This window comes from Pseudomonas sp. URIL14HWK12:I6 (assembly GCF_000514195.1).
Classification (GTDB): domain Bacteria; phylum Pseudomonadota; class Gammaproteobacteria; order Pseudomonadales; family Pseudomonadaceae; genus Aquipseudomonas; species Aquipseudomonas putida_A.
Genome location: NZ_AZVL01000006.1, coordinates 79,754 through 103,479, shown reverse-complemented (window position 1 = coordinate 103,479; position 23,726 = coordinate 79,754). Strand labels below are relative to the sequence as shown.

The 23,726-nt window shown below is 60.5% G+C and carries 17 protein-coding genes and 1 pseudogene; 8 read left to right on the top strand and 10 right to left on the bottom strand.

Annotation, left to right across the window (positions count from 1 at the left end; genetic code table 11):
• Positions 1-183: 183 nt before the first annotated feature.
• From H043_RS0112220 to H043_RS0112190, 7 genes are all read right to left on the bottom strand, one after another.
• Complete coding sequence (locus tag H043_RS0112220) at positions 184-819, bottom strand: lysoplasmalogenase (protein ID WP_027612116.1); 636 nt, start codon at positions 817-819, stop codon at positions 184-186.
• Positions 820-821: 2 nt separating this feature from the next.
• The gene (locus tag H043_RS0112215) at positions 822-1,214 is read right to left on the bottom strand and encodes a protease inhibitor I42 family protein (RefSeq protein WP_027612115.1); all 393 of its coding nucleotides are present in this window, start codon (positions 1,212-1,214) and stop codon (positions 822-824) included.
• Between the two features lie 342 nt (positions 1,215-1,556).
• A complete protein-coding gene (locus tag H043_RS0112210) occupies positions 1,557-1,985 on the bottom strand; it encodes a hypothetical protein (RefSeq protein ID WP_027612114.1) in 429 nt (142 codons plus the stop codon).
• Between the two features lie 179 nt (positions 1,986-2,164).
• On the bottom strand, positions 2,165-4,582 hold the full coding sequence (gene lon / locus H043_RS0112205; RefSeq protein ID WP_027612113.1) for an endopeptidase La: 2,418 nt from the start codon (positions 4,580-4,582) through the stop codon (positions 2,165-2,167).
• 682 nt (positions 4,583-5,264) lie between these two features.
• Positions 5,265-5,630 carry a DUF6124 family protein gene (locus tag H043_RS0112200; RefSeq protein ID WP_027612112.1) on the bottom strand — a complete coding sequence of 122 codons (366 nt, stop codon included), beginning with the start codon at positions 5,628-5,630 and terminating at the stop codon, positions 5,265-5,267.
• Between the two features lie 506 nt (positions 5,631-6,136).
• Positions 6,137-8,548, bottom strand: coding sequence for a glucose/quinate/shikimate family membrane-bound PQQ-dependent dehydrogenase (locus H043_RS0112195; protein WP_027612111.1), 2,412 nt, complete (start codon positions 8,546-8,548; stop codon positions 6,137-6,139).
• Between the two features lie 225 nt (positions 8,549-8,773).
• A complete protein-coding gene (locus H043_RS0112190; RefSeq protein ID WP_027612110.1) occupies positions 8,774-10,135 on the bottom strand; it encodes a carbohydrate porin in 1,362 nt (453 codons plus the stop codon).
• A gap of 300 nt (positions 10,136-10,435) precedes the next feature.
• Here H043_RS0112190 and H043_RS0112185 point away from each other — a divergent pair, with 300 nt between their 5' ends.
• From H043_RS0112185 to H043_RS30690, 3 genes and pseudogenes are all read left to right on the top strand, one after another.
• The gene (locus tag H043_RS0112185) at positions 10,436-10,666 is read left to right on the top strand and encodes a VF530 family DNA-binding protein (RefSeq protein WP_027612109.1); all 231 of its coding nucleotides are present in this window, start codon (positions 10,436-10,438) and stop codon (positions 10,664-10,666) included.
• 1 nt (position 10,667) lies between these two features.
• On the top strand, positions 10,668-11,306 hold the full coding sequence (locus tag H043_RS0112180) for a Pr6Pr family membrane protein (RefSeq protein WP_027612108.1): 639 nt from the start codon (positions 10,668-10,670) through the stop codon (positions 11,304-11,306).
• A gap of 9 nt (positions 11,307-11,315) precedes the next feature.
• Positions 11,316-11,405 (top strand): annotated as a pseudogene (locus H043_RS30690) (metal ABC transporter ATP-binding protein); the annotation flags it as partial.
• Positions 11,406-11,412: 7 nt separating this feature from the next.
• Here H043_RS30690 and H043_RS0112175 read toward each other — a convergent pair.
• Both H043_RS0112175 and H043_RS0112170 read right to left on the bottom strand, forming a co-directional pair.
• On the bottom strand, positions 11,413-12,198 hold the full coding sequence (locus H043_RS0112175; RefSeq protein ID WP_027612107.1) for a siderophore-interacting protein: 786 nt from the start codon (positions 12,196-12,198) through the stop codon (positions 11,413-11,415).
• On the bottom strand, positions 12,195-12,776 hold the full coding sequence (locus tag H043_RS0112170; protein WP_027612106.1) for a PadR family transcriptional regulator: 582 nt from the start codon (positions 12,774-12,776) through the stop codon (positions 12,195-12,197). Before H043_RS0112170 ends, H043_RS0112175 begins: the two co-directional genes overlap by 4 nt.
• A 515-nt stretch (positions 12,777-13,291) precedes the next feature.
• Between H043_RS0112170 and H043_RS0112165 the strand changes: the two genes are divergently transcribed.
• The 5 genes from H043_RS0112165 (at position 13,292) to H043_RS0112145 (ending at position 18,992) form a co-directional block, all read left to right on the top strand.
• Entirely contained in the window at positions 13,292-13,768 is a 477-nt protein-coding gene (locus H043_RS0112165) for a CS1 type fimbrial major subunit (RefSeq protein WP_027612105.1), read from the top strand.
• 105 nt (positions 13,769-13,873) lie between these two features.
• On the top strand, positions 13,874-16,396 hold the full coding sequence (locus H043_RS0112160) for a CS1-pili formation C-terminal domain-containing protein (RefSeq protein WP_027612104.1): 2,523 nt from the start codon (positions 13,874-13,876) through the stop codon (positions 16,394-16,396).
• Positions 16,397-16,424: 28 nt separating this feature from the next.
• Positions 16,425-17,681: a hypothetical protein gene (locus tag H043_RS0112155; protein WP_049827874.1), complete on the top strand. Its 1,257-nt coding sequence runs from the start codon at positions 16,425-16,427 to the stop codon at positions 17,679-17,681.
• A gap of 59 nt (positions 17,682-17,740) precedes the next feature.
• Positions 17,741-18,499: a pilus assembly protein gene (locus H043_RS0112150; protein WP_027612102.1), complete on the top strand. Its 759-nt coding sequence runs from the start codon at positions 17,741-17,743 to the stop codon at positions 18,497-18,499.
• Position 18,500: 1 nt separating this feature from the next.
• Positions 18,501-18,992 (top strand): CS1 type fimbrial major subunit, encoded by a 492-nt coding sequence (locus H043_RS0112145; RefSeq protein ID WP_027612101.1) that lies wholly within the window; start codon positions 18,501-18,503, stop codon positions 18,990-18,992.
• A gap of 48 nt (positions 18,993-19,040) precedes the next feature.
• Here H043_RS0112145 and H043_RS0112140 read toward each other — a convergent pair whose 3' ends face one another.
• Entirely contained in the window at positions 19,041-23,723 is a 4,683-nt protein-coding gene (locus H043_RS0112140; protein ID WP_027612100.1) for a DUF6543 domain-containing protein, read from the bottom strand.
• Between the last annotated feature and the right edge of the window lie 3 nt (positions 23,724-23,726).

Below are 23,726 nucleotides of genomic sequence, written 5' to 3'. Positions count from 1 at the left end.
GGCCGGCATTTTAGCCAAAGTGGCGTCGGGATGCTTGGGTTGTCCGACGTGGCGAGGGGATTTATCCCCGATGGGCTGCGAAGCAGCCCCAAGATCTGTGCCTGCGGTCTGTCTGACATACCTGATTGACCGGTTTCAGGGCCGCTGCGCAGCCCATCGGGGATAAATCCCCTCACTACAAAATTAGCGGTGTTTCACGGAAAACGCCGAAGCGGCAATCCCCCACTGGCCCAGCCAGTAGCTAAGGATGATCACGTAGGGCGCAGCATGAAATGGCGATACGAAGCGATCAATGCCGATCACACTGTCGGAGAACACGAACGCCAGCGCACCCGCCGCCGCCAGCAGCGCCGAACGCTTGGGCACATCGGTGCCGAGGCGGGCGAGGGCGCGCCAGAGCATGGCGCTGATCGCGGTGCCATAGACGAGCACTGGCACTAGCAACGGCCCGAGGCCACTGGAAATCAAAATCCCCAGCAGCACCGCGCCGACGCCGAGCGCGAGCACCAGCGGCAAGAGCGCCAAACGCTTGCAATCGCTGAGGTAAGCCTTGAGATACGCCAGATGCGCCACCAGAAACGCCCCCAGGCCAAACACAAACAAATCCCCCGGCCACGCCAGCAACACGTCACCGAGCACAGAGAAAATCAGCCCCAGACTGATCCAGCGTCGATAGTCGCTGGGTGGCGCATCGTGCAGCCAGCCGAGCAGCGCCAGCACCGGTAACGGTTTGACCAGCAGGCAGAGCAATGCCGCATGCGTGCTCACACCGTAGAGAAACGTCACCGCGCCCATCAGCGCCAGAATCAGCCAGCCCACGATCAGTTCACCGAAATGGCGCAGTCGAAGGTTTCTGCCGGTTCAACTTCCGGTTCCCAGGGCTGCTGCGAGGTCAGGCGCAGGCGGCCGTTGCCGGTGGCAAAGGCCTGGAAGCGCCAGGTGGAAAAACCGCCCGCGCCGACCATGCCGGAATCTTTCGGACTGCTGTAAACCTCAGGGCTGAGTGCATGTAGCACGCCGCCGGCGGAATCCTGAATTGCCCAGCGATAGCCCGTGGTCGGGTTGCTCGGCAGCATCACGATCAGGTTTTGTCCGCTGGTCAACTGCACGGGGCATTCGCTCTGGTTTTCCACGGTCACGTTCTGTTTTGGCTGCGTGGCGCAGGCGGCCAGCAAAGAGAGGGCGAGAGGGACAAACAGACGAGTGGCGGACATAGGCTCAGTGGCTCCGGCGTTGACGACGAACGGCGAGCATAACTGAAGATGAGACAAAGTGTGACGGTCAGGCGGTTCTGTGGTGTTGCCACAGACACCTTCGCGAGCAAGCCCGCTCCCATAGTAGTTGTGTGGTGACCACAAATGCTGTGTTCACTACAGAACCCTGTGGGAGCGGGCTTGCTCGCGAAGGCGGCGTGTCAGGCTCTGGATAACTGTCAGAACAACACTTTCGCCACATCCGCAAAGCGCTTGGCGAAGTGCACGGTAATGCCTTCCTTCAGATAATCCGGCAACGTAGCGTCGGCCGATGCAAAAATGCTGATTTTGATCAGCAGCAGATTATTGATGGATCATTGTAGATGAGCAGATAACATGAAAACTTTCGTTACTGCCCTCTTTTGTGAAACTTATATCCATAGCATAGGAGTAGCAATGGGTGGCAGGGTCAAGGTTGAGAAAAATAACGCCTTCTCCCGGAATGGTCCTAAAAAAATCGGCGTTAAAATTTCCGTCATATCCGACTCTGATATTTTCTGCAGGAAAGTTATGCCAGCCATTGTCCGGATACTTCTGGTCTTTTTTTGTCAGGAAAACCCTGACGTTTCTTGAAAAGTTCGGTTGGTCAGTACGGTGGTAGATTCCTTCCAGGGCTAGGGTTTCTTTATGAGTACTTATGATTAGTTTATCGGTCGAGAAGTTGACGTCCTCTGGAATGTAGGCTGTCAAAATACCGCGAGCAAACGCCCTTGCATCTTTTGAATTATTCATCTTGAAGCTCCTGTGTCTAACCTGGGGGGAGAAACAAGGTAGAGCTTATTCAAGATAGAAAACTTCGGGACTGTCAGAAATGTCAGTTTTTTATATCGCTTGGCAATTAAGAAGTGCTCGGCTATGCGAAGAAGTATTGGTCGTTATCGTTGTTTGATTGATAACGACCAATGTCTGAATCAGAACAGAACTTTCGCTACATCCGCAAAGCGCTTGGCAAAGTGCACGGTAATGCCTTCCTTCAGATAATCCGGCAACTCCTCGAAGTTGCCCCGGTTCGGCTCCGGCAGGATCAGTTCGAAGATCTTCTGCCGCCGCGCCGCGATCACCTTCTCACGCACTCCGCCAATCGGCAGCACATGCCCGGTCAGCGTCAGTTCGCCGGTCATCGCCACGCCTTTTTTCGGCGGCTGATTGCGGGCGAGCGAGAGCAGGGCGCTGGCCATGGTCACGCCGGCGCTCGGGCCGTCTTTCGGTGTGGCACCTTCGGGTACGTGCAGGTGGACGAAGGCTTCATCGAAGAATTTCGCATCGCCGCCAAACTGTTTCAGGTGCGAGCTGACGTAGCTGTAGGCGATCTCCGCCGACTCTTTCATTACATCGCCCAGTTGTCCGGTGAGTTTGAACCCCCGGTTAAGCGTGTGAATCCGCGTGGCTTCGATCGGCAGGGTCGCGCCGCCCATGCTGGTCCAGGCCAGACCGGTGATCACACCGGTGCCCGACAGCACTTGTTCATTGCGGAACACCGGATGGCCCAGCGAGGCTTCGAGGTCTTTCGGGCCAAGCTTGATCACCGCTTTCGGGTCGTCGATCAGCTTCATCACCGCCTTGCGCACCAGTTTGCCCATCTGTTTTTCCAGCTGGCGCACCCCGGCCTCACGGGCGTAACCGTCGATCAAGGCTTTGAGCGCGCTGTCGCTGATGCTCAGGCTGCCCTTGGACACGCCAGCCTTTTCCAGCAGTTTCGGCCACAGGTGGCGCTTGGCGATGGCGACTTTTTCTTCGGTGATGTAGCCCGACAGGCGAATCACTTCCATGCGGTCCAGCAACGGCCCGGGAATCGAATCCAGGGTGTTGGCGGTGCACACGAACAGGACTTTCGACAGGTCCATGCGCAGGTCGAGGTAGTGGTCGAGGAATTCGACGTTCTGTTCCGGATCGAGGGTTTCCAACAGCGCCGAGGCCGGGTCGCCCTGGTAGCTCTGGCCCATCTTGTCGATCTCGTCGAGCATGATCACCGGGTTCATCACTTCGACGTCTTTCAGCGCCTGCACCAGTTTGCCCGGCTGCGCGCCGATGTAGGTGCGGCGGTGGCCCTTGATCTCGGCTTCGTCACGCATGCCGCCGAGGCTGAAGCGGTAGAACGGTCGGCCGAGGGATTCGGCGATGGATTTGCCGACGCTGGTTTTACCCACGCCCGGCGGGCCGACCAGCAGCACGATCGAGCCGCTGATCTCGCCTTTGTAGGCACCGACCGCGAGGAATTCGAGGATGCGATCCTTGATGTCGTCGAGGCCGGCGTGGTGTTTGTCGAGTACCTTGCGCGCGTACTTGAGATCGAGTTTGTCCTCGCCGTACACGCCCCACGGCACCGAGGTCGCCCAGTCAAGGTAGTTGCGGGTGACCGCGTACTCTGGCGAGCCGGTTTCGAGGATCGACAGTTTGTTCATTTCCTCTTCGAGGCGTTTCTGCACCTGTGCCGGCAGCACTTTGCCTTCCAAGCGTTGTTCGAACTGTTCAAGGTCGGCGCTGCGGTCGTCCTTGGTCAGGCCGAGTTCCTGCTGGATCACCTTGAGCTGTTCTTTGAGGAAGAACTCGCGTTGGTGCTCGCCGATCTTGCGGTTCACTTCGGCGGAGATCTCTTTCTGCAGGCGCGCAACTTCGACTTCCTTGCGCAGCATCGGCAGGACTTTTTCCATGCGCTTGAGCATCGGTACGCAGTCGAGCACTTCTTGCAGTTCATTACCTGTCGCCGAAGTGAGGGCGGCGGCGAAGTCGGTCAGCGGCGACGGATCGTTGGGGCTGAAGCGGTTTAGGTAGTTCTTCAGCTCTTCGCTGTACAGCGGATTGAGCGGCAGCAGTTCCTTGATCGCGTTGATCAGCGCCATGCCGTAGGCCTTGACCTCGTCGGTCGGCTCGGTCGGCTGGTGCGGGTATTCGACTTCCACCAGGTACGGCGGGCGGTGGTGTTTGAGCCAGGTCTTGATGCGCACGCGGCTCAGGCCCTGGGCGACGAACTGCAGTTTGCCGTTTTCGCGGCTGGCGTGGTGGACTTTGACCAGGGTGCCGTATTCGGGGAGGGCGCCGGTGTTGAAGTGGCGCGGGTCTTCCTGGGGCGTGTCCATGAAGAACAGGGCCAGGGAGTGGTGGTCGGATTTGCTCACCAGATCGAGGGTTTCGGCCCAGGGTTCTTCGTTGACGATGACCGGCAGCACTTGGGCCGGGAAGAACGGGCGGTTGTGGATCGGGATGACGTAGACCTTGTCCGGCAGGTTCTGGCCGGGCAGGGCCAGGCCTTTGCCGGATGAGGTGTGTTCGATGTGTTCTGCTTCGGTGTAGTCGTCTGGGTTGTCCGGGAATTCTTGCTGGTCGCTCATGGGGCACCTGCGCAATGGGGTATGGGTCTTAGATGGGGCAGGCTTTGGGTGGTTTCAATGGGGGGCGGTGTTTCTGCTTGTGCGTTCAGGGTTTTGACAGGCGTCACGCTTTGGACTTGGCGGCCTTTGGGCCGACCATGTTCATGGGGTTTTGGGTGTTTATCCGTTTTTTTGGGTGTGGCGGCTGGCGGTTTCGCCCTTACGGCGAGTCACCTTTTCCAGACGCCGAAAAGGTAACCGAAAAGGCTTGCTCCTGCGTTCGGCCCGCTCGCTGGGGCTCGGGGTTCCTTCGCTGCGGGACTGATCCGTGGGGCAGCGCCTCCGGTTTGCTTCGCTGCACCTCCTCTCGCTGTGTTTGGCTGCGCCAAACGGTCGCTGCGCTCCCACCCCCGGATCAATCCCTCCACTCAGCCTTCCGACGTCGCCCGTGGATCAAGATCAAGAGCGGTACTCGAGCTTGCGCTCATTGTTTTGAGTGGGGCGGCTGCGCCGCATGGGGCATGCACAAATCAAAGCTGTGGGAGCTGGCTTGCCAGCGATGGCGGCCTACGAGCCGACCAATCTCCACCTGACTCAACCAATTCCACTGTGGGAGCGGGCTTGCTCGCGAAAGCGGTGTGTCAGTCACCGCAAGTGTTGGATGTGCTGACGCTTTCGCGAGCAAGCTCGCTCCCACTATGGCTCAGCTGTGTGCCGCAGATTGGGTGATTTCCACATTATCCAGCACCCGATTCACCGCCAGTTCGGCGAGCATGATGATTTGCTGAATGGCCAGTATCGTCCGGCGCTGCGGGATGTCGATGTACGCAGCGATGTCGCTGGTCATGAGGCTGGCTTGGGCCAGTGATTCGCAGGCGTGAACCAGCAGGCTTTCGTTGTCCATGTCCGGGGCGACCTGGAACATGCTGCTGGGTTTGTGGAATCTCACCGCGGCGGCGGAGGGTTTCAGGTAGTGGTCGAGGGCGCGTTCGGCGGCGTCGTGGAGTTTTCTGGAATCGAGGGATTCGTAGGGCGAGGTTTCTGGGGGATTGGGTGTGGGTTTGATCATGGTGAATTCTCAGTTGGTGAAGTGGAGCTACCTTCAATTGCCGCGACGCAATCTGAGGTGGCAGCTGTACGCGGGTTCGCGGACCGATAACTGAGGAATCGGCATACCCCCAAAGAAGGTATCCCGCGCACAGCCGCCATGACACAACTAACAGGCATCCGAGGTGCTGTCAGGTTGGCGATTATGCATCAGTTATCAGGCCGCGACGCCCGGCCGCTGAATTTCCAGCGACCACCAGAGCCTATCCAGCCAACTTCCGAGGCACAACCGACGCATCCTGTCGGAAATCTCCCGCTCACAACGCGCTTCTGTAGGAGGAACACCTTCCTTTGTAGGAGTGAGCCTGCTCGCGATAGCGGTAAATCAGTCACCGAAAGTATTGACTGAAATACCGCTATCGCGAGCAGGCTCACTCCTACAGTGTTTGGGGTGAATTCAACATCGATGGGCACAAAAAAGGCGATGTCCCTCACGGAACATCGCCTTTCCTTTACCGCCGCTGAAACTTATTCCGGCAGTTTGTACGCAATCACATAGTCACCCATCTTGGTGCCCAGCGAGCCGTGACCGCCAACAACGAGCAGCACGTATTGCTTGCCGTCCTTGCCGGTGTAGGTCATCGGGGTCGCTTGGCCGCCGGCAGGCAGACGCGATTTCCACAGTTCTTTACCGGAGTTCACGTCGTAAGCGCGCAGGTACTGGTCGAGGGTGCCGCTGAGGAAGCCGACGCCGCCTGCAGTGACCATCGAACCGCCCATGCTTGGCACGCCCAGGGTGAAGCCGATCGGGATTGGCGAGCTGTCGCGGCTGGTGCCGTTTTTGCGTTTCCACACGACTTTGCCAGTGGTCAGGTCGATACCGGCAACGTAGCCCCAGGCCGGGGCCTGGCACGGTACGCCCAGTGGCGACATGAACGGGTGCATGATCACCGCGTAAGGCGCGCCGGTGTTTGGCTGCACGCCAGCGGTTTCGCTCTCGCGTTTGCTGCCGGCGGCGACTTTCTCGCGTGGCACCATTTTCGAGACGAAGGCCATGTAGTTCGGGCTGGTGAACAGCATCTGGCGAACCGGGTCGACCGAGACGCCGCCCCAGTTGAACACGCCGACGTTACCCGGATAGATCAGGCTGCCCTGTTCCGACGGAGGCGTGTATTGGCCTTCGTAGCGCAGTTCCTTGAACTGGATGCGGCACAGCATCTGGTCGAACGGGCTGGCGCCCCACATGGCTTTTTCGGTCAGTTCCGGGGCCAGCAGGTTGAGGTCCGAACGGGCCTGAGTCGGTGCGGTGTGGTCGCCTTTCACGGCGCCTTGCGGTACCGGGATTTCCTTGATCGGGATGATCGGCGTGCCGTCACGACGGTCAAGGACGTACAGACTGCCCTGCTTGGTCGGGGCGATCAGCGCCGGTTTCACGCCGTCGGCGGTTTTCATGTCGAGCAGGGTTGGCTGGCTGCCAACGTCCATGTCCCACAGGTCGTGGTGGGTGAACTGGTAGTTCCAGCGCACTTTACCGGTGGCCAGGTCGAGGGCGACGATGCCGGCGCTGAATTTCTCGGCGCCTGGAGTGCGGTCGGCGCCCCACTGGTCTGGAGTCTGGTTGCCCAGTGGCAGGTAAACCATGCCGAGTTTTTCGTCGACGCTGGCCAGCGACCACATGTTGGCCGAGTTGCGGCTGTAGGTTTCGCCTGGGGCCAATGGCTCGGTGGCGTCCGGCTTGTCGCTGTCCCAGTTCCACACCAGGTGACCGTCGCGCACGTCGAAGGCGCGGATTACGCCCGATGGCTCGTTGGTCGACTCGTTGTCGGTGACGTGACCGCCCATGATCACCAGATCACGGGTAATCGCCGCTGGCGAGGTGGAGTAGTAGCCACCGGCGGTGAACGGGCCGATGCCTTGGGTCAGGTCGACCACGCCGTTTTTGCCGAAGCCTTCGCAGATCTTGCCGGTGTCGGCGTTCAGTGCGATCAGGCGTGCATCGGCGGTTGGCAGGTACAGACGACGCGGGCAGGCCTGGGCAACGGCTTTGCCGGCTTCGGAGATAACGGCCGAGGCGGCGTTATCAGCTTTCGCGTAAGCGGCTTCGTCGTAGTACGACACGCCACGGCAGGTCATGTGGGCAAAGCCCTTGAAGCCCACCGGGCTCTTGATCTGCGGGTCGAAGCGCCACAGTTCCTTGCCGGTGTCCGGATCCAGCGCCAGCACTTTGCTGTGCGCGGTGCAGGCATAGAGCATGCCGTTGGCTTTGAGCGGGGTGTTTTCGTTGGTCAACTCGACCGGGTCATCTGCGGTTGGCAGGTCGCCGGTCTGGATGCGCCAGGCTTCTTGCAGCTTGCCGACGTTGGCCGGAGTGATCTGCTTGAGTGGCGAGTAGCGGTCACCGAACTCGGTGCGGCCATAGGCCTGCCAGTCGCCATCAGGCATTTGCGGTGCGGTGCTGGTCATGTCCGCGGTGTCGCGGCCCAATTCGCCAAAGGTTTCGCCCGGGTGGGTGAACAGGCTGGCCAGGGCAGTGACACCGGCAAGCACCACGGCCACGGTCAGGCCACCTGTGCCCATCGGCGCCGGGCCATTGAGCAGCAGCGGACGACGGAACCACGGCAGCAACATCACGATGCCGAGAACGAACCACAGCGCCAGACGCGGCACCAGTTGCCACCAGTCCAGACCGACTTCCCACAACGCCCAGACCGTGCTGGCGAACAGCACGATGGCGTACAGGCCCAGCGCTGCGCGACGACGCAGCAGCAACAGAATGCCGCTCAGCGCAATGCCGATACCGGCCAGCAGGTAGTACAGCGAGCCGCCGAGCATGCTCAGCTTGACTCCCCCGGCCAGCATGGCCAGGCCCATCAGTAGAAGCAGAATGCCGAGCAGGCTCGGTAACAGACGGCCCCGACTCGAAGCACTTTCGGTGCTCATAGTGTGATTCTCCGTGACGTTTATGTAGTCCCGCGCTGTAGTCACTCTAGATGACGATTGGGCGCAGGTATGGTTCAGATAAAACTTGTGTAGCTAACGAATTTCATAAATCCCCCTGTGGGAGCGGGCTTGCTCGCGAAAGCGGTGTATCAGAAGGCTGATGCATCGACTGACACGCCGCCTTCGCGAGCAGGCTCGCTCCCACATTGAGTATTTCGGTGTGCTTTAGAACGACGACTGGATCTTGATCCCCGCGATCAGTGCGTCATCGACCTGGTCCACACCGCCCGGATGGCGGATGTATTGCAGGTTCGGGCGCACGGTCAGCCAGTTGGCGACGTGCACGCCGTAATACAGTTCGGCGCTGTATTCGGTGTCCTGCGGTGGCAGGAAGGACGGGTCGTCGTAGTCGTAAACCGCCTGCGCCTGATTGCTCGCTTCGGCGTTTTTGCGAAAGGCCGGGTTGACGTGCACGCGGGCCAGGGCGAAACCGATGTCGTCTTTGGCGCGGGCATCGAACGGGCCTTTGTAGACGACGCCGGCCTGTACGTAGTTGTCGATCGCGTTGGTTTTCTTGTCGTGCATCGTCGCGTTGGCGAACACGCTCAAGCCGCGCGAGTGGTCGCTGGCGATGCTGGTGACTTGCTGCTGGGCACCGAACCACACGCCGTGTTTGCTCGACGCGCTGCGGTAGGCTTCACCGCTCAGCGCGGCAGGCTGGCCGTTCTGGTCTTTATAGACGTCAGAGGCCTTGGCGCTGCTGTAGTAGTAACCGGCACGGTATTCGCCCGGCAGGCCATTGAGCTTCGGCGTCCACACCAGCTCCACTGGCAGCACGGCGCCCTGGGTACCGCTGCCGCTGAGTTTGAAGCCGTTGCCGCGATCGAGGTTTGACGGGTTCTGCTCGTAGGCGCCGACCTGTGCGTACAACTCTGGGGTCAGGTGATATTTGACCCGCAGCGCCCATTGGCTGACCGGCCAGTTGTACCAGATGCCGCCGACCCAGTTGCCGACCTGCGAGCCGCAGAACGCCAGGTTCTGGAAGTCGCACGGGAAGCTGTTGAAGTCTTCGCCTTCACCGAAGCGGCCGACCTTGATGTCGAGCTTCTGGTCGAAGAATTTCTGCTGGTACCACATTTGCGTCAGGCGCGTGGTCTGGCCACGGCCCCAGACTTCCTGGGCCGAGGTGAAGCCGCCCACGCGTGGATCGTTGATCCGGTCGTTGCTGATGTTGTTGCCGCTGCGCTTGGTGATGGTCAGCTGAAACTCGGCGTCGTCCCAGCCAAGGATTTTTTGCAGGTCCAGGTGCGTGCCCAGACCGAACTGGTCGCTGTAACGCGCGGTGCGATCGTGGTCGTAGCCGCCGTGCAGGTTGCTGCCCATTTCGCCGGTGTAATCGAGTTTGAAGTCGTAGCCTTTTTCCGCGAGTTCGGTACGCGTGCCGTTCCAGTCACCGAGCATCCACGGTGAGTCGCTATCGAAGGCGGGGGCTGCCTGGGCGTAGGTGGCGAAGCCGAGCGCGGTGCAGCCGCCGAGCAGGCGCAGGGCTGAGATAGCGCTGTCTCTGGAGAAGGAAAAATCAGGCATGGGTCAGTCTTTTTTTGGTGTTTTACGGGGGTAAACCGAGCGCTTCAATTTGACGCAGGCAGTGAAGCGATTCAGCTGAAGGGCGGCAGGATAATGATCTGTAACAAAAAGACAAAGGGCTTTTGCAGACATGCAGCATTTCTGATTCGGTAACAGTGCGGCAAACGGGCGCATTGTGGCGATGGCTGCAGGCTGCGATCTTCTCGGGTTGGCCTACATTTGATGCAAGGCCTTCCACCTGACCGGCCCCTCGGCTAAGGTGCGCGGCTTGTGCATTTTCCCTCCGTCCAAAGGCCTGGCATGAACGACCACACTCCCGATCCGCTGCATGGCGTAACCCTCGAACAGATCCTCAATGCGCTGGTGGCGCATTACGAGTGGTCGGGGTTGGCCGAGCGCATCGATATCCGCTGCTTCAAGAGCGATCCGAGCATCAAGTCGAGCCTGACCTTCCTGCGCAAAACGCCGTGGGCGCGGGAGAAGGTCGAGCGCTTGTACGTGAAACTGATGCGCACCAAGCGACCGGTCTGAGATGGACGCCGTTGCGCGGCGACGCCTGATCACGCTCATCGCCACGCTCGGTTGGGCCGGGCTGAGTATCCAGCTGTACCTGATTTTCCTTGCGCGGCTGAGTGTCGACGCCAGCCTGCTGGGCGGGCTGGTGAGTTTCTTCAGTTACTTCACGGTGTTGACCAACACGCTGGTGGCAACGGTGCTGACCTGCGCGGTCACCCGGCGTGAATCCGCTGCGCAGCGCTGGTTTCTGCAACCGTGGGTCAGTAGCGGGGTGGCAGTTAGCATTGCTGTGGTGGGGCTGGCCTACAGCATTTTGCTGCGGCATTTGTGGCACCCGCAGGGCTGGCAGTTTGTCGCTGACGAACTGCTGCACGACGTGATGCCGCTGCTGTTTCTCGGCTATTGGTGGTTTTGCGTACCCAAAGGCACGTTGCGCCTTTGGCACCTGCCGCTGTGGCTGATCTATCCGCTCGTGTACTTCGTTTACGCCTTGCTGCGCGGGCATCTGCTTGGCGCCTACGCGTATCCGTTCATTGATGTGGCAATGCTCGGTTATACACAGGTGTTCATCAATGCCGGGGGGATATTGGTGGGGTTTGTGCTGATTGGTTTGCTGGTGATCGGGATCGACCGCTGGCAGTCAGGACGAAGTTAAAAGGTCAATGTGGGAGCGGGCTTGCTCGCGAAGGCGTCAGGTCAGTCAACATCATGGTTGAATGATCGACCGCATTCGCGAGCAAGCCCGCTCCCACAAGGGTAAATCACTCTTCTGCGGAACCTTCGGCGCGCCAGTAGCCGACGGCTTTGACGAACTGCTCATTGAGTCCATGCTCATCCAGCAGCACCCGACGGATCTGCCGCGAGACCTTGGTCTCGGTCGCTACCCACGCATACAGATTGCCCTTGGGCACCTGCAGCTCTTTGACCGTGGTCAGCAGGTTGTCCTTGCCCCCGTCGCGCAGGACCCAGATCACATTGACCTGCGCCTTACTTTCCAGCACTTGTTGCTCGGCACCGTTCTCCACTTCGATCACCACCAGCGCCTTGCGATTGGCCGCCAGACATTCGAGGCGGCGGGCGATGGCGGGTAGGGCGGTTTCGTCGCCGATCAGCAGATAGCTGTCGAAGATGTCCGGCACGATCATCGAACCGCGTGGCCCGCCGATGTGCAGGAATTGCCCAGGTCTGGCCTGTTCAGCCCAGGTCGAGGCAGGGCCGTCGCCGTGCAGGACGAAGTCGATGTCCAGCTCGAGTTTTTCCAGGTCGTAGCGGCGCGGGGTGTAGTCGCGCATTTCGGGCAGTGGGCCGTTGTCCTTGCCGGCGCCGAGCACCATGGTTTCCAGCGCCGCAGCCTGTTCGGGATTCTGCGGAAACAGCAGCTTGACGTGATCGTCGGTGCCCAGGCTGATGAACCCCGCCAGTTCCGGCCCGCCGAGGGTGATGCGGCGCATGCGCGGGGTCAGGTCGACCACGCGCAGGACTTCAAGTTTGCGGCGTTTGATTTCGTGCATCACGCGGTGAATGGTTTGGGTATCGACTGCAGTCATTCGGCTTTCTCCGGGGCAGATTGAACGGCAGGGCCGTCGACGATGGCTTTGGCGGTGTCGTTGAGCAGAGCGGCAACCCGCTGGATTTCTTCCGCGCTCCAGCGTCCGTGGTGCAATTGCAAGGCGTGGCGCAGGTTGTGCACCGCCTCGTGGATTTCCGGCGGCCGGTCATGGCCGCGCAACGAGCGTTTGCTGACGTCGATGCGCATGCGCACGCCGTCCAGCGCTACCGCTTGTTCGCTTAGGGACAAACGACCGGCGTCGGTCACGCTGTAGCGTTTTTTGCCGGCCTCGGCGTCGCCGCTGATCAAGTCGCTTTCTTCAAGGAAGGTCAGGGTCGGGTAGATCACGCCGGGGCTTGGGCTATAGGCGCCGTCGAACATGCCTTCGATCTGGCGGATCAGGTCATAGCCGTGGCACGGCTGCTCGGCGATCAGCGCCAGCAGCAACAATTTCAGATCACCGGGGGCGAAGACCCGTGGGCCGCGTCCACCGCGTTCGCGGCCGGGGCGTTTTTCGAAGCCGTCACGGCCGTCGCCGTGTTCGCGGTGATGATGGGGGGAATGATGGTCTCTCATTTTCCTGCTCTCTCGTCGTGTTTAGATACAACTTAAGATATATCTTTACGCGCTGACAAGGGTTCCTGACCAACGGCGCTCACCTGACCGATCGAATCTGCGGTCGAAAAAACCGGAAAATGATCAAGAAAACGCAGTATTAAATCCCCCGGCAAAGGCGCAAATTAGTGCAGATTCTCTAATATTCCGTTTCGCCCTTTGTTTCCGGGAAAGTGTGGTACATGTCTTACGGAAGTTGCTAACAAGTTGTGGCGCATGCAGTCATTCGGCTGGCGCGCTGTAGCCTGTTTCTTACAGTTGGACAGGAACTTTCCTGAATTTCGCGGTTTTTTCTTTCTCATCTAATGGCGTCCAGGCTACAAGGTCGCAGGACGTTGCCTGCTTACTTTGAAGATAAATTGGTTGAACATTCTTTGGCGTTGAAAGTTAACGGTGAGCACTGACTGCTCGTGACTGTTCAGTTCGCCTTGACTGCTCGACGACTCAACTAATTTATATAAGACAGGTATTCAATGATGCTCAAGAAACTCGCCTTTGCCGCCCCTCTGACTGTCCTGGCCATGAGCGCCTCGATGGCGTTTGCCGCCACTGAAGCCAAGCACTCCATCAGTCTCGTGGCGCACGTGCCGGCTGACGACTTCTATGCGGTGCCGGTGGATGCCGATCTGGTCAACAAGGATCAGGACATGAGCTACAACCCGGCCACCAATTCGATGCGCGAAGTCAACGGGCACTTCGACGTGCTGCACACGGCCGGCAAGGTTCATGCACGTCTGGAAGGGGTGCCGAAGCTGATTGGCGGCAGCAACACCATCGATCTGAAAGTCGAACTCAACGGCAAGACGCTGACCACCACCTCGCAGGAAGTAGTGGGTGATACCGAGTCCAATACGCGTTATCGCGCGCCCTTCAAGATCAGCGCTACCGGTGCCAAACCGGCCGCTGGCGACTACACCGGTGTGGTCATGCTGGTCGTCGAACCTTCGGTTTGATTCATAACGGCAATACCTGACGTTACTTGTCCAGTAACGTAACCGGCCGGCAACTTTGAAGTTGCCCGGCCGGGCTTTTACTTCCGGTAATCAGAGTATTAATCCATGTATCTGATGACGCCCATCGCGGCTGCGCTTGCGTTGCTTTTGAGCAGCAGCGTACTGGCGGCGCCGCCTCCAGTCGATAATACCCCGCGAAGTTTGCTGGCTCAGGCGAAAGGTCTTCCGGCAGACTTTGAAGAGCATTTCTTTGATGTGCCTTTGGCGGTTCGTGTCGAACTTGATCAACAACCGCTGGGCGAGGCAATGATTATATTGTCGCGCGATGATCGCATTACCTTGCTCGACTTCACCGACACCAGTGACAGTCGTATCAGTGCCGCCGAGCGTGAAACCTGGGCCAGTCTCCTCAAATCCGGCGTAGCGCTTGGCAACTGCAGCGGGCAATGCCCCGAGCAACTGCTGGCGGTGCATTACAACCTGGAAAATTCACTGCTCTCGATCGCCACCGAAAACGCCGAGCGCGATCTGCAGACGCAACGCTTCCACGAGCAGCCCGAGGGTGGCAGCAGCGGTCTGATGCTGCGTAATCAGTTGAACCTCAATGGCGGCCAGAATCAGGATCTGGGCGGACGTTTCGGTCTGGAAGCCAGTGCCAGTCTCGGCAACTGGAGCCAGGCCTTCAATATGCAACTGGCGCGCCTCGGCGGGCCGGACACCAAGACCTATCATGCGGTACACGAGCTCTACACCCAGCGCGAACTGCAGGGCAGTTTTTTCCGCCTGGGCTATTTCACCCCCAATTCCGAAGGCCTGACCCGCCAACCCCGGTCGTTCGGCACCAGCCCGGACACGGCGGTGGGCATGATGTATGGCAGCTCCGACAGCCTGGCGGTCGACAGCCCGCGGCCCAGCGTCTACCCGATTTTCGTCACGGCCAATCGCCAGGCGTCGGTGGAGATCTATCGCGATGGCCTGCTGATCAACACGCAAGCCGTGCCGGCCGGTTTACAGACGCTGGATACCCGGCCCTTGCCCGGTGGCATCTACGAAGTCGAAGTGCGCCTGATCGAGGATGGCCAGACCACCGCGACCACACAGGAGCTGGTCTACAAACCGGTGAACTGGCAAAACCTCGACCAGCGCTGGCGCTATAACGTGTTCGCCGGGCAGGAAAGCAAACTGCTGAGCAATTGGGAGGAACAGCAAAGCGGTGATCTCACCGCCGGCGCCGCCCTCAACTACCTGCTGCACCCGCGGGTGATCCTCGGCCTGTCGGCACGTCAGGTACGCGACACCTTGCAGTACGGCACTTCGATCGACTGGAGCCTGGCCGACAGCATCAGCCTCTTCGCCAATCTCTATCAGACCGAAGACCACGGCACCGGCGCCGATGTGCAAGGCCTGTACAACTACGGCGCCGGCAGCCTGGTGGTCAGCCACAACCGCAGTTGGCTCGACACCCGCAACAGTTACGACACGCTGCCCGACGGCACCCGGGTGCGGCAGCGCAATGTGTTCACCGGCGAAACCAGTAACTCGTCGCTGGCGCTCAACCACCGTATCAGCCGCAAGGATTCGCTGAGTGCGCGGGTCTCGCACAGCACAGGCAACGTCGAAGGCGTGGGCATGGACCTGGGCTGGACGCAGCGCACCGAGCTGTTTGGCAGCGATGCCAACTGGCGGCTGTCGCTGTTCGACCGGCCGGGCAGCTACAGCAGTGGCGAGGCGCGTAATCGCGGGATCGACCTGAGCATCAACATGGCGCTGGGCGGGCCGGGGCAGCAGATTTCCGGCAGCATCGGCAGCCGCACCGCCCGCGATGGCGGGCGCGACAACAATGGCTCGATCGGCTATCGCAAAGATCTGCAGAATCACATTCTGCAAAGCGTTTCGGTCACGGCGCTAACCGACACCTACGGCGTCGGTCTTTCGAGCCTGGCCAACTTCCGTACCGACTGGGTCAATGGCGACGGCTTCGTGCAGCGCTCGTCCTACAACGGCAACTTCACCGGTGGCGTGAACCTCGACAGCAGTGTGATCGTCGGCGGTCAGCAACTGGTCATGACCAGCCAGCATCAGGGCCGTGGCGCCGGAATGATCGTCGATGTCGAGTCGGATATCGCCGACATCACCCTGCGCGCCGACGACCTCAGCGGCGGCAGTTCAGCGCTACGGCCGGGGCGCAATTTCATCCCGCTCACGGCGTACCGCAACAGCTCGGTGGGCTTTGATTTCGAAGGCAATCACGTTCCGGCCGCCAACATCGAACCGTCTCGCGCCCGCTATCACCTGAACAAGGGCGGCGTGGAGTACCGCAAGGTGCGGGTGATGAAAACCGTCACCGTACTCGGACGCCTGCTCGACCCCCAGGGCCAGCCGCTCAAAGGCCATCACGTGATCAATCACGCCAGCCGCGGGGTCAGCGAAGTCGACGGGTTTTTCTCGATGGAAATGCACGCCGGCTCACCGACCCTCGAAGTGCGCTACGCCGATCAACTGCTGTGCCAGTTCCGGCTCGACCCCGACCAACACCGTAGCGAAAACAACGTGCTGATGATCGGCGATTTGCGCTGCTCGCCGGACACGTTGGCCGACGTCACCCAAAAGGCCCACACCGCGGGTTGATGCGGCCTGCTTCAGGAGATTTGCAGACATGAACGTCTCACCCTTGGCTACATACCTGCGTCGCGGGCTGGCCGCTGTTGTGCTGGTTGCCGGCACGGTATCTGCGGCTCACGCCGAACAGGTGTCGATCACCGCCGAGTTCAAGCCGGACTCGTCTTATCCGCACCGCAACAAGTTCCAGAACACCACGCCTTCCAGTGGTTACTGCACCTACGATCCGGCGCAGTGCGAGCAGCACGAAATATTCAGCTTGCAGGTGCCGATTCAGTTCAACGCTCGTGCGCCGATTGCGGCGAATCACCCTTCGCCGCGGCAAGGGGCAACGTTTCAGGTACCCGTGCAGTGGCGTGAACTGACGGTCTATCACGAGACCACCCGCGAGCCAAAAATCGTCAAGGTGCGGATCGTCGGTATCGGTTCGCGCTATGTGACCGAGAATGTGATGAAACTGGTGGAGGGCGCCGAAGACGATCGCAGCGCCCACAACCTGTTGTGGGGCTTGAGTTGGGTCTATGCACCCGAACCCTGTCAGTACAGCGGTGTGGGTTGGTACTCCCCCGATTCATACTCGTTTTTCTGGAAAACGCCAGCGGCCGCTGCCTGCACCAAACAGGCGAAGTTTGATGTGCCGTGGTTGCGTCTTGAGCACCTCGATTTTGCCTATGAACTGGTCACCCCCGACCCGCTGGGCATGTCGTCGGGTGACTACAGCGGTTCGCTGACCTACCGCGTCGGGCCGAATGCGGATTTCGATTTTGGCGATGTGATGTTGCCGTCGAGTTCGTCTCTGACCTTGAATTTCAATCTGAATGTGCAGCACACCCTCAAGGTTGAAATTCCTCCCGGTGGTGAAAAGATCCGCATGGTCCCCGTCGGTGGCTGGCAGAGCTGGCTGCAGGCCGGACGGCGGCCGGTCGGGCTGTTCCGCGACCAGACCTTCAACATCTCGGCGTCATCGCGTTTCAAGATGTCGATAGGCTGCGGCCCAGGATTGAATGGTGAATGCGCGTTGGAGGACCGTGAAGCTAACCGTCGAGTGGAGCTGTTCGTCAGCGTCAGCCTGCCCAACGGGATAACTGACCTTGCCGGCCAGCCTGTGAGGCGCTTGCGACTGAGGCCAGGACCAGGGAATGAGCAGTATTTCAAACCGGGTTTCTACGTGGATCGAACGCCGGGAACCCTGCACTTCGAAGTTCCGCCATATTCGATGGCCGGGATGCTGCAACCCGGTGCGGGAGGCTCGTATTCCGGCATCGTCATTGTGATCTGGGACTCGGATATCTGATGGGCTGCGTATCGATGAGTCGAGTCGGCATTGTGTTCAACGACCAAGGAATCAAGGTGATGAAGCGTCTGGTGTTAGCAATGGTTTTGAGCGGGCTGCCCTTTGCCCTGCAGGCCGGCCCGCAAATCAATGTCGGGACGGTCTACGACTATCTCGACGGCGACAAGAGCACGTACCTCAAGCGGGTGTTCAACAGCGGCGACAGCACTGCATTCGTCAAGGTCAACATCCTCGAAATCCTCTACGACGCCGACGGCACCTCGCGGGAAATCGAGGTCAGGAGCCAGGCCGACATGAGCAGTCGTGACGGCCTGATGGCCAGCCCCGCGCGACTGATCGTGCCGGCCAACGGCATGCAGGGCACGCGTCTGTTGATGATGGGCGAGCGTGACCGGGAGCGCTATTTTCGCGTGCGGTTCATCCCCGTTGTCCCGGAAAAGGAAGACGAATTCGCCGTGTCCGCCGAGGAGCGTGAGCAATACAAAACCACCTTGTCGGCCGGGGTCAACGTCATGACCGGTTTCGGTACGGTGTTCTTTGTGCGCCCGAAAGACAGCCGTTTCGACAGCGTGATCGAAGAGACCCCGGCGACGTATCGAGTGCGCAATAACGGCAACACCGTGGTGCTGATCGACGAGTTTCGCAATTGTGCGCTGAAAGACGAAACCGCCTGCCAGCCAACCACCAAACACCACATCCGCGCAGGCAACAGTTTCGAGTTCGACAAGCAGGCCGGACGTGAATACCGCTTCAATCTGGTGGAAGGCGAGAGCAAGAAGTCCCTGCGCGTAGCCGGCCAATCCTCAGGGGGGGCCTGAAATGATCAAGCCATCGTTGGTGATCCTGTGCGCGGGCGTTCTGACCCTGTTCAGTGCAGAATCGTTTGCGGCACGCGAAGAGCACCGGTTCGAGGTGTCGGTGGATATTCCGACGCTGGGTTTTTATGTGATACCGGCCGAAACGGACTGGATTCATCGTGCGCAGATTCTGCCGTGGAATATCAGCACCAAGAGCCTCGGCGGAGTGCGCAAACACTTCGACCTCAGGCACGACACCAGTGCCATCGAGGCCCGCCTGGAGAACGTAGCGTTTCTGTCCAATGGTCGCGAGGAGCAGAACATTTATCTGCGCGTCAGCTTCGCCGATACCGTGCTGACTCACGAGACGCCGCGTCAGGTGGTTTCTGCGGAGCAGGCCAGGGCCGGCGGGCGTTATGCGCTGGAGATCCAGCCGATCACGCCCGCCGGCGGCTACAAGCCGGGGAATTACTATGGCAACGTGCACCTGATCTTTAATGCGGCGGCGCCCTGAGGTTGCCCGGCCTGCCCGATGTGCAACGGGCAGACCGGCGCGCCGTCATCAAAGCCCGGCGCGGGTCAGGGCTTCACGGGTCAGGCGACGCGCGAGCTCTTTTTCGTCATCCGCCAGATCGACCAGCAGCCGCTCGAACAGCGCGTCGCTGATCGGTTCTTCATTGAACACCACGGTTGCCGGCGCCGGCAGATCGTTCATCAACGTCTTGAGCTGTTCGCGCAAGGCTGCGCGTTCCTCGGCCACGGTCGATTGCACCCACCGGCGCTGGATCTCGCGCAGCGATTCAAGGGCTCCGTAGCGGTGCTGGAACAGACGCTTGTTGCTTTCCAGGCGCACGGGATAGCGCTCGCTCAGGTACTCTTTCCAGAAGTCGAGCTCAAGCATCTTGTTGACCAGGCCATCGCCTTCACCCAGCGCCAGTACCGTGTCGCAGGCCTGATCGATCATCGCGTCAGTGACGCCGGACACCGCCCGGTACAGCATGCCCTCGGACTGCCAGGGCAAGCCGAGACGTTTGGCCAGGCCGGTCTGGTAGGCCAGATAAACCTCCACGTCGTCGGGATTGCCACCACGGCTGGCGACATCGGCCCGGGCGATTTCGTTGACCTGCTCCAGGCGCGCCGCGCCTTTGGCCAGCGTCACCAGCTTCAGTTCCAGTTCCTTCGGCTCGACCGAATAGGCATGCGCCTCGTAGGCCAGTACGTTCACCCCCATGTGGTTGAACAGCTGCGTACCGGCATCGGCGCAGTCCACCGGCGCCACCACCATGGTGAACAGTTTTTCGCGCAAGCGACTGTCGACGTGCACGGCGTCGAGCATGCGCCAGACGCGTTGCATCAACTGCTCGCGCGCCGTTCCGCCAGCACGGAAATCGGCAAACTCACGCACGCTGAGCAACGTCGCCATGAACGGTGCGGCCATGGGATCTTCCACCAGCTCTGTCCACGGTGTTTCGCGATCAATGCCCCAGCCCGGCACGTCGGACCAGTAGTCGGCGCCATAGTTGGAGATGATCGAGGTGCCCGGGATGGCGACCGGCATGATCGGCTCCGGTGGCAGTGCCATCGAACGGCGACTGTCCTGGTAGCGCAACTGGTTGAGATCAGACAGGGCCGCGACGTCCAGACGCGTGCGCGCCACCAGCCATTGCCCATCGGAACCGCTCGGCACGTCGGGGATTACCGTCAGCGGGTTGCCGCGCAGATCGAGCAGCAGACCGCGTGGCCGTGGCTTGGCCAGAATGCCGTCCGGCCAGGTGGTCAGGCCGGTGTTCTTCAGCGCCACCACTTTGAGGCGCGGCATGCGTGACAGATCAGGCGACAGCCCCAGCGGGTTGTCGTCCATTCTCAGCACTTCGAGGTAGGTCAGGCTGCCCAGCCGTTCGACGGCGGCGCGGTCCAGCACAATGTGGTTGTTGTTCAGGCGCAGACGTTCGAGGCGGCGCATCGTGGTTCCGATGCGGTCCGGCAAGCGCGTCAGCTCGCAGTATTTGGCGCTCAGCTCGACCACGTTCGGAAAGTCTTTGAGCAGGCCGTTGGCGTCGGGGGAAAAACGCGCGTTGTCGAGATTGAGCAGCGTGACCTTGTCGAGAAACTTCTTCAGCGGCGGACGTTTCGCCCACCAGGTTTCCAGATTCGTGGAGAGCAGTTCCCGCGACAGATCCAGCGCATAGGCGGACGGATCGGCGCGGTTGCCCAGGTGCGCGTTCTTGCGTTCGAAGCAGTCCAGCAGACTTTCGTAGATATGCAGCCCGCCACCGTCACGGAACCCCTGACTGCCCGGCCCCCAGGTCTGCGGTTGCTGATAGCGCCAGCGATGGACGATGACCCGCAGTTCATCGAGTTCATCTTCATGTGCCTCGATGGCCTTGAGCGGCTCGCCGCGTTCGGTCAGGGCATTGGCAAACGCTTCGACCTCGCTCGGGCTGAAATGCGGATGCAGATCCTGGATGCGTTGCTCCAGCGTGGCGGCATTGCGGCTCAGGCCCGGGCCGCGCACCAGAAACAGGGTGTTGTATTCAGCGATCGGGCGGATCGGCGGACTGGCGAGTAGCGTGCGCCGCTCGCTGGGGGCCTGGGTTCTGGCGATGATCCACTGCTTGAACGGTTCGATGTCGTCGGTTCGATACCCCAGGGCACTGCGGCCATCGTGATTGATCGCCTGCAGGATTGCCTCGTACAGGCCACTGGCAGGGTGGATCGGCAGGTCCGCGCCATCGCGCACTTGATAGCGATCGGCAGCGACCCGCACCAGCACCCGGACGCGCTCGGCGACCGCGGCACCGGCTTCGCAACGCAACTCGCCATCGAACGTGCCTTCACGGATTTCAATCCGCAGCGCCCCGAAGGTATCGCTGTAATGCCGCAGCGCGCCGAGGATCAGCCGTTCGCTGTCGATATTGCTCAGGGCTTCCTGCTGCAGACCCTGGGCGGCGCGCACGGACTGCAATTCAAACTGCACCTCGCGGGCGGTCGTGCGCAAACGCAAGGGCAAACGACGTTGCGCCGTGGCTTGCTGCTGTTCCAGCGGCCGGGCATGAGACACCACCCGTTCGGCGAGAACCGGCGTCAACTGTGGACAATCCACCAGCACCTGGCTGGCCGCCGGCGACAGTGGCGCGTCGGGCTGCACCGGACGCGCCGGGCCGAGTCGATCCAGCGTATCGCTGAGCAATGGCGGCGGCGGGGTGTTGTCGACGTGCATGCGGCGCAGCATGTCCTCGTCGGTGCCGGTCAGCAGGCGCATGTGCTCCAGTTGCGCGTCGCTGAAACCATCGGTGCGATGGCCGATGCGTCGCATCAGTTTTGGTCCGTTCCACAGACGCGGGTTTTCCGTTTCACAGACCCAGGCCCCGTCGGCGTTGTGCGCAAGCGTCGGTGCGTAGGCCCGGGGACGTCGCGGATGGCGCAGGCGGTGTTTCCCGGAAGCCGGATCCTTGGTCACCTCGAACAGGTGTTGATCCAGGCGCAACAGGTGTTTGTCCCCCAGCGTATGAACGCCGTGCGCATCGGGGCGGGCCGGGCTCGGCAGGGTCTGTTCCGGCAGGCGATAGGGCGCCAGATCCGGATTCCACAGGCGGGTCTGGCCATCGGCCAACTGCACCGGTTTCAGGCCTTCGACAAACGACGACAGCTTGACCCGTGCGACACGTCCCAGGCTGGCGCCAGCGGCGAAGGCGCCGAGCTGGACGATGCTTTGCAGCACGCCAATGGCTTGCTCACCCGCTTCGGCCAAATGCCCTTCGGCCATGTCGACGATGCCTTCAAAGACGCCGTCGAGCAGTTGATACGTGGTGTAGGCCAGCATCAATTCGCCGAGCCCCGGCACCAGCGGGGTCACCACCAGCAGCGCCACGTTGAAAATATCCGAGAGGATTTTCCCTAGGTTGTCCCACCAGGCCCAACGGGCCATGCGGTCGGCATACTCGGTGGAAATGGCGATCTCCCGGGCGTCATTGAAAATCTTGTTGAGCTTCTGCTGATGGAAGTAAGCCCAGAGACTGCCGGTGTAACGGGTATCGCGGTCGTCCTGGATTTTCGTCAGGCGAAAGCGCAGGTCGGGATGATCCACAGGTGTTTCGCGCCAACTGGGCAGGTTGGTTCCCGGCGGTACGGCGTGCCATTTCACGGTGCTCAGGCGGGCGTTCAACCCTGCAAAAAAATGCCCGCGCTGCTGATGGTTGACGAACTGGCTGAAAAACCGCTGATAGCTGCCGGCGGAGTCGCGGTCGCGCAGTTGCCGCGTCAGTTCCGCCATGAAGTCCAGCGCCGAGGGGTATTGTTTGAGCGGGTGTTCCGGGTCATGGGGCACATAGGCAATCACCGGAACCGGGGCATTGGCGGTGTCCACGTCAGGGGCGATGAGGGTGATACCGGTCAGCGCCGTATCCATCATGGCGAGGTTGTAGTAGTTGATGGCACGCCCGCGCCAGCGCAGGTTGCGCCGGTCATCGAGCATGCCCTGAATGACCTCGTAGGCGTCGCGGTCAATGTCCTTTTTTGCCAGAGCCAACTGGGCACAGACGCTCAATGTACTTTTTTGACTGAAGATGACCCGGTACTGCAAAACCTGGCGGGCCACACGGTTGCCCGAGCGCAGAAAATCATTGAGATGCTGCTCGTATCGGGCGCCGATATTCAGCTCGCGGCACAGTGACTTGAACTGCTCGATACTCACTTTGTGCTTGAGCGGCCTGACCGTGAAGTGGCCGTTGGCATCGGGGCGGGTAATGAACTCCGAGGCCGGGCTGAACGCTTCATCGCGGGAGAAATTATGCAATGCAGCGTCTAACAGCGAGACGGTCCGGCTGGTGGTTGCACCGGCAAAGTCATGGGCCCACCACGCGCTGTTGACGGGGGCGTACAGGCGCAGCCAGGTGTTCTCGACGTCGTCTTCGACACCGAAGCGCTGTTGCAGCGCCTGCTGTAATAACGGCCTGGCGAAGGCGTAGACGTCTTGCAGACTGCTCAAGGCCTTGTCCACGTCGTTTTGTGCTTTCCAGGCATTTTGCATCTGCTGTTGCAGACGCCGATGTTCGGCGTCCGATACCTCTTGATACCAGGCCGGCAGTTTCAGTCGGTGCAGCTGCAATTCATTGACCCGCTTTGCTGAGCTTGCGCGCAGCCAGGCCGGGATGGCTTTTTCGATCGTCTGATAATGAACACTGACATCCGGTGAGACGAAGTGCGCCGTGCGTGGCGGTTGCCCCTGCGGGGAAAGGGTGGGCATTGC

Excerpts from the sequence above, each read along its gene's own strand:
- H043_RS0112175 (WP_027612107.1), bottom strand. The coding sequence starts at position 12,198 with ATGACTGCAGTCGATACCCAAACCATTCACCGCGTGATGCACGAAATC.
- H043_RS0112200 (WP_027612112.1), bottom strand. The coding sequence starts at position 5,630 with ATGATCAAACCCACACCCAATCCCCCAGAAACCTCGCCCTACGAATCC.
- H043_RS0112215 (WP_027612115.1), bottom strand. The coding sequence starts at position 1,214 with ATGTCCGCCACTCGTCTGTTTGTCCCTCTCGCCCTCTCTTTGCTGGCC.
- H043_RS0112165 (WP_027612105.1), top strand. The coding sequence starts at position 13,292 with ATGCTCAAGAAACTCGCCTTTGCCGCCCCTCTGACTGTCCTGGCCATG.
- H043_RS0112145 (WP_027612101.1), top strand. The coding sequence starts at position 18,501 with ATGATCAAGCCATCGTTGGTGATCCTGTGCGCGGGCGTTCTGACCCTG.
- H043_RS0112210 (WP_027612114.1), bottom strand. The coding sequence starts at position 1,985 with ATGAATAATTCAAAAGATGCAAGGGCGTTTGCTCGCGGTATTTTGACA.
- H043_RS0112185 (WP_027612109.1), top strand. The coding sequence starts at position 10,436 with ATGAACGACCACACTCCCGATCCGCTGCATGGCGTAACCCTCGAACAG.
- H043_RS0112170 (WP_027612106.1), bottom strand. The coding sequence starts at position 12,776 with ATGAGAGACCATCATTCCCCCCATCATCACCGCGAACACGGCGACGGC.
- H043_RS0112140 (WP_027612100.1), bottom strand. The coding sequence starts at position 23,723 with ATGCCCACCCTTTCCCCGCAGGGGCAACCGCCACGCACGGCGCACTTC.
- H043_RS0112180 (WP_027612108.1), top strand. The coding sequence starts at position 10,668 with ATGGACGCCGTTGCGCGGCGACGCCTGATCACGCTCATCGCCACGCTC.
- H043_RS0112155 (WP_049827874.1), top strand. The coding sequence starts at position 16,425 with ATGAACGTCTCACCCTTGGCTACATACCTGCGTCGCGGGCTGGCCGCT.
- H043_RS0112160 (WP_027612104.1), top strand. The coding sequence starts at position 13,874 with ATGTATCTGATGACGCCCATCGCGGCTGCGCTTGCGTTGCTTTTGAGC.
- H043_RS0112195 (WP_027612111.1), bottom strand. The coding sequence starts at position 8,548 with ATGAGCACCGAAAGTGCTTCGAGTCGGGGCCGTCTGTTACCGAGCCTG.
- H043_RS0112190 (WP_027612110.1), bottom strand. The coding sequence starts at position 10,135 with ATGCCTGATTTTTCCTTCTCCAGAGACAGCGCTATCTCAGCCCTGCGC.
- lon (WP_027612113.1), bottom strand. The coding sequence starts at position 4,582 with ATGAGCGACCAGCAAGAATTCCCGGACAACCCAGACGACTACACCGAA.
- H043_RS0112150 (WP_027612102.1), top strand. The coding sequence starts at position 17,741 with ATGAAGCGTCTGGTGTTAGCAATGGTTTTGAGCGGGCTGCCCTTTGCC.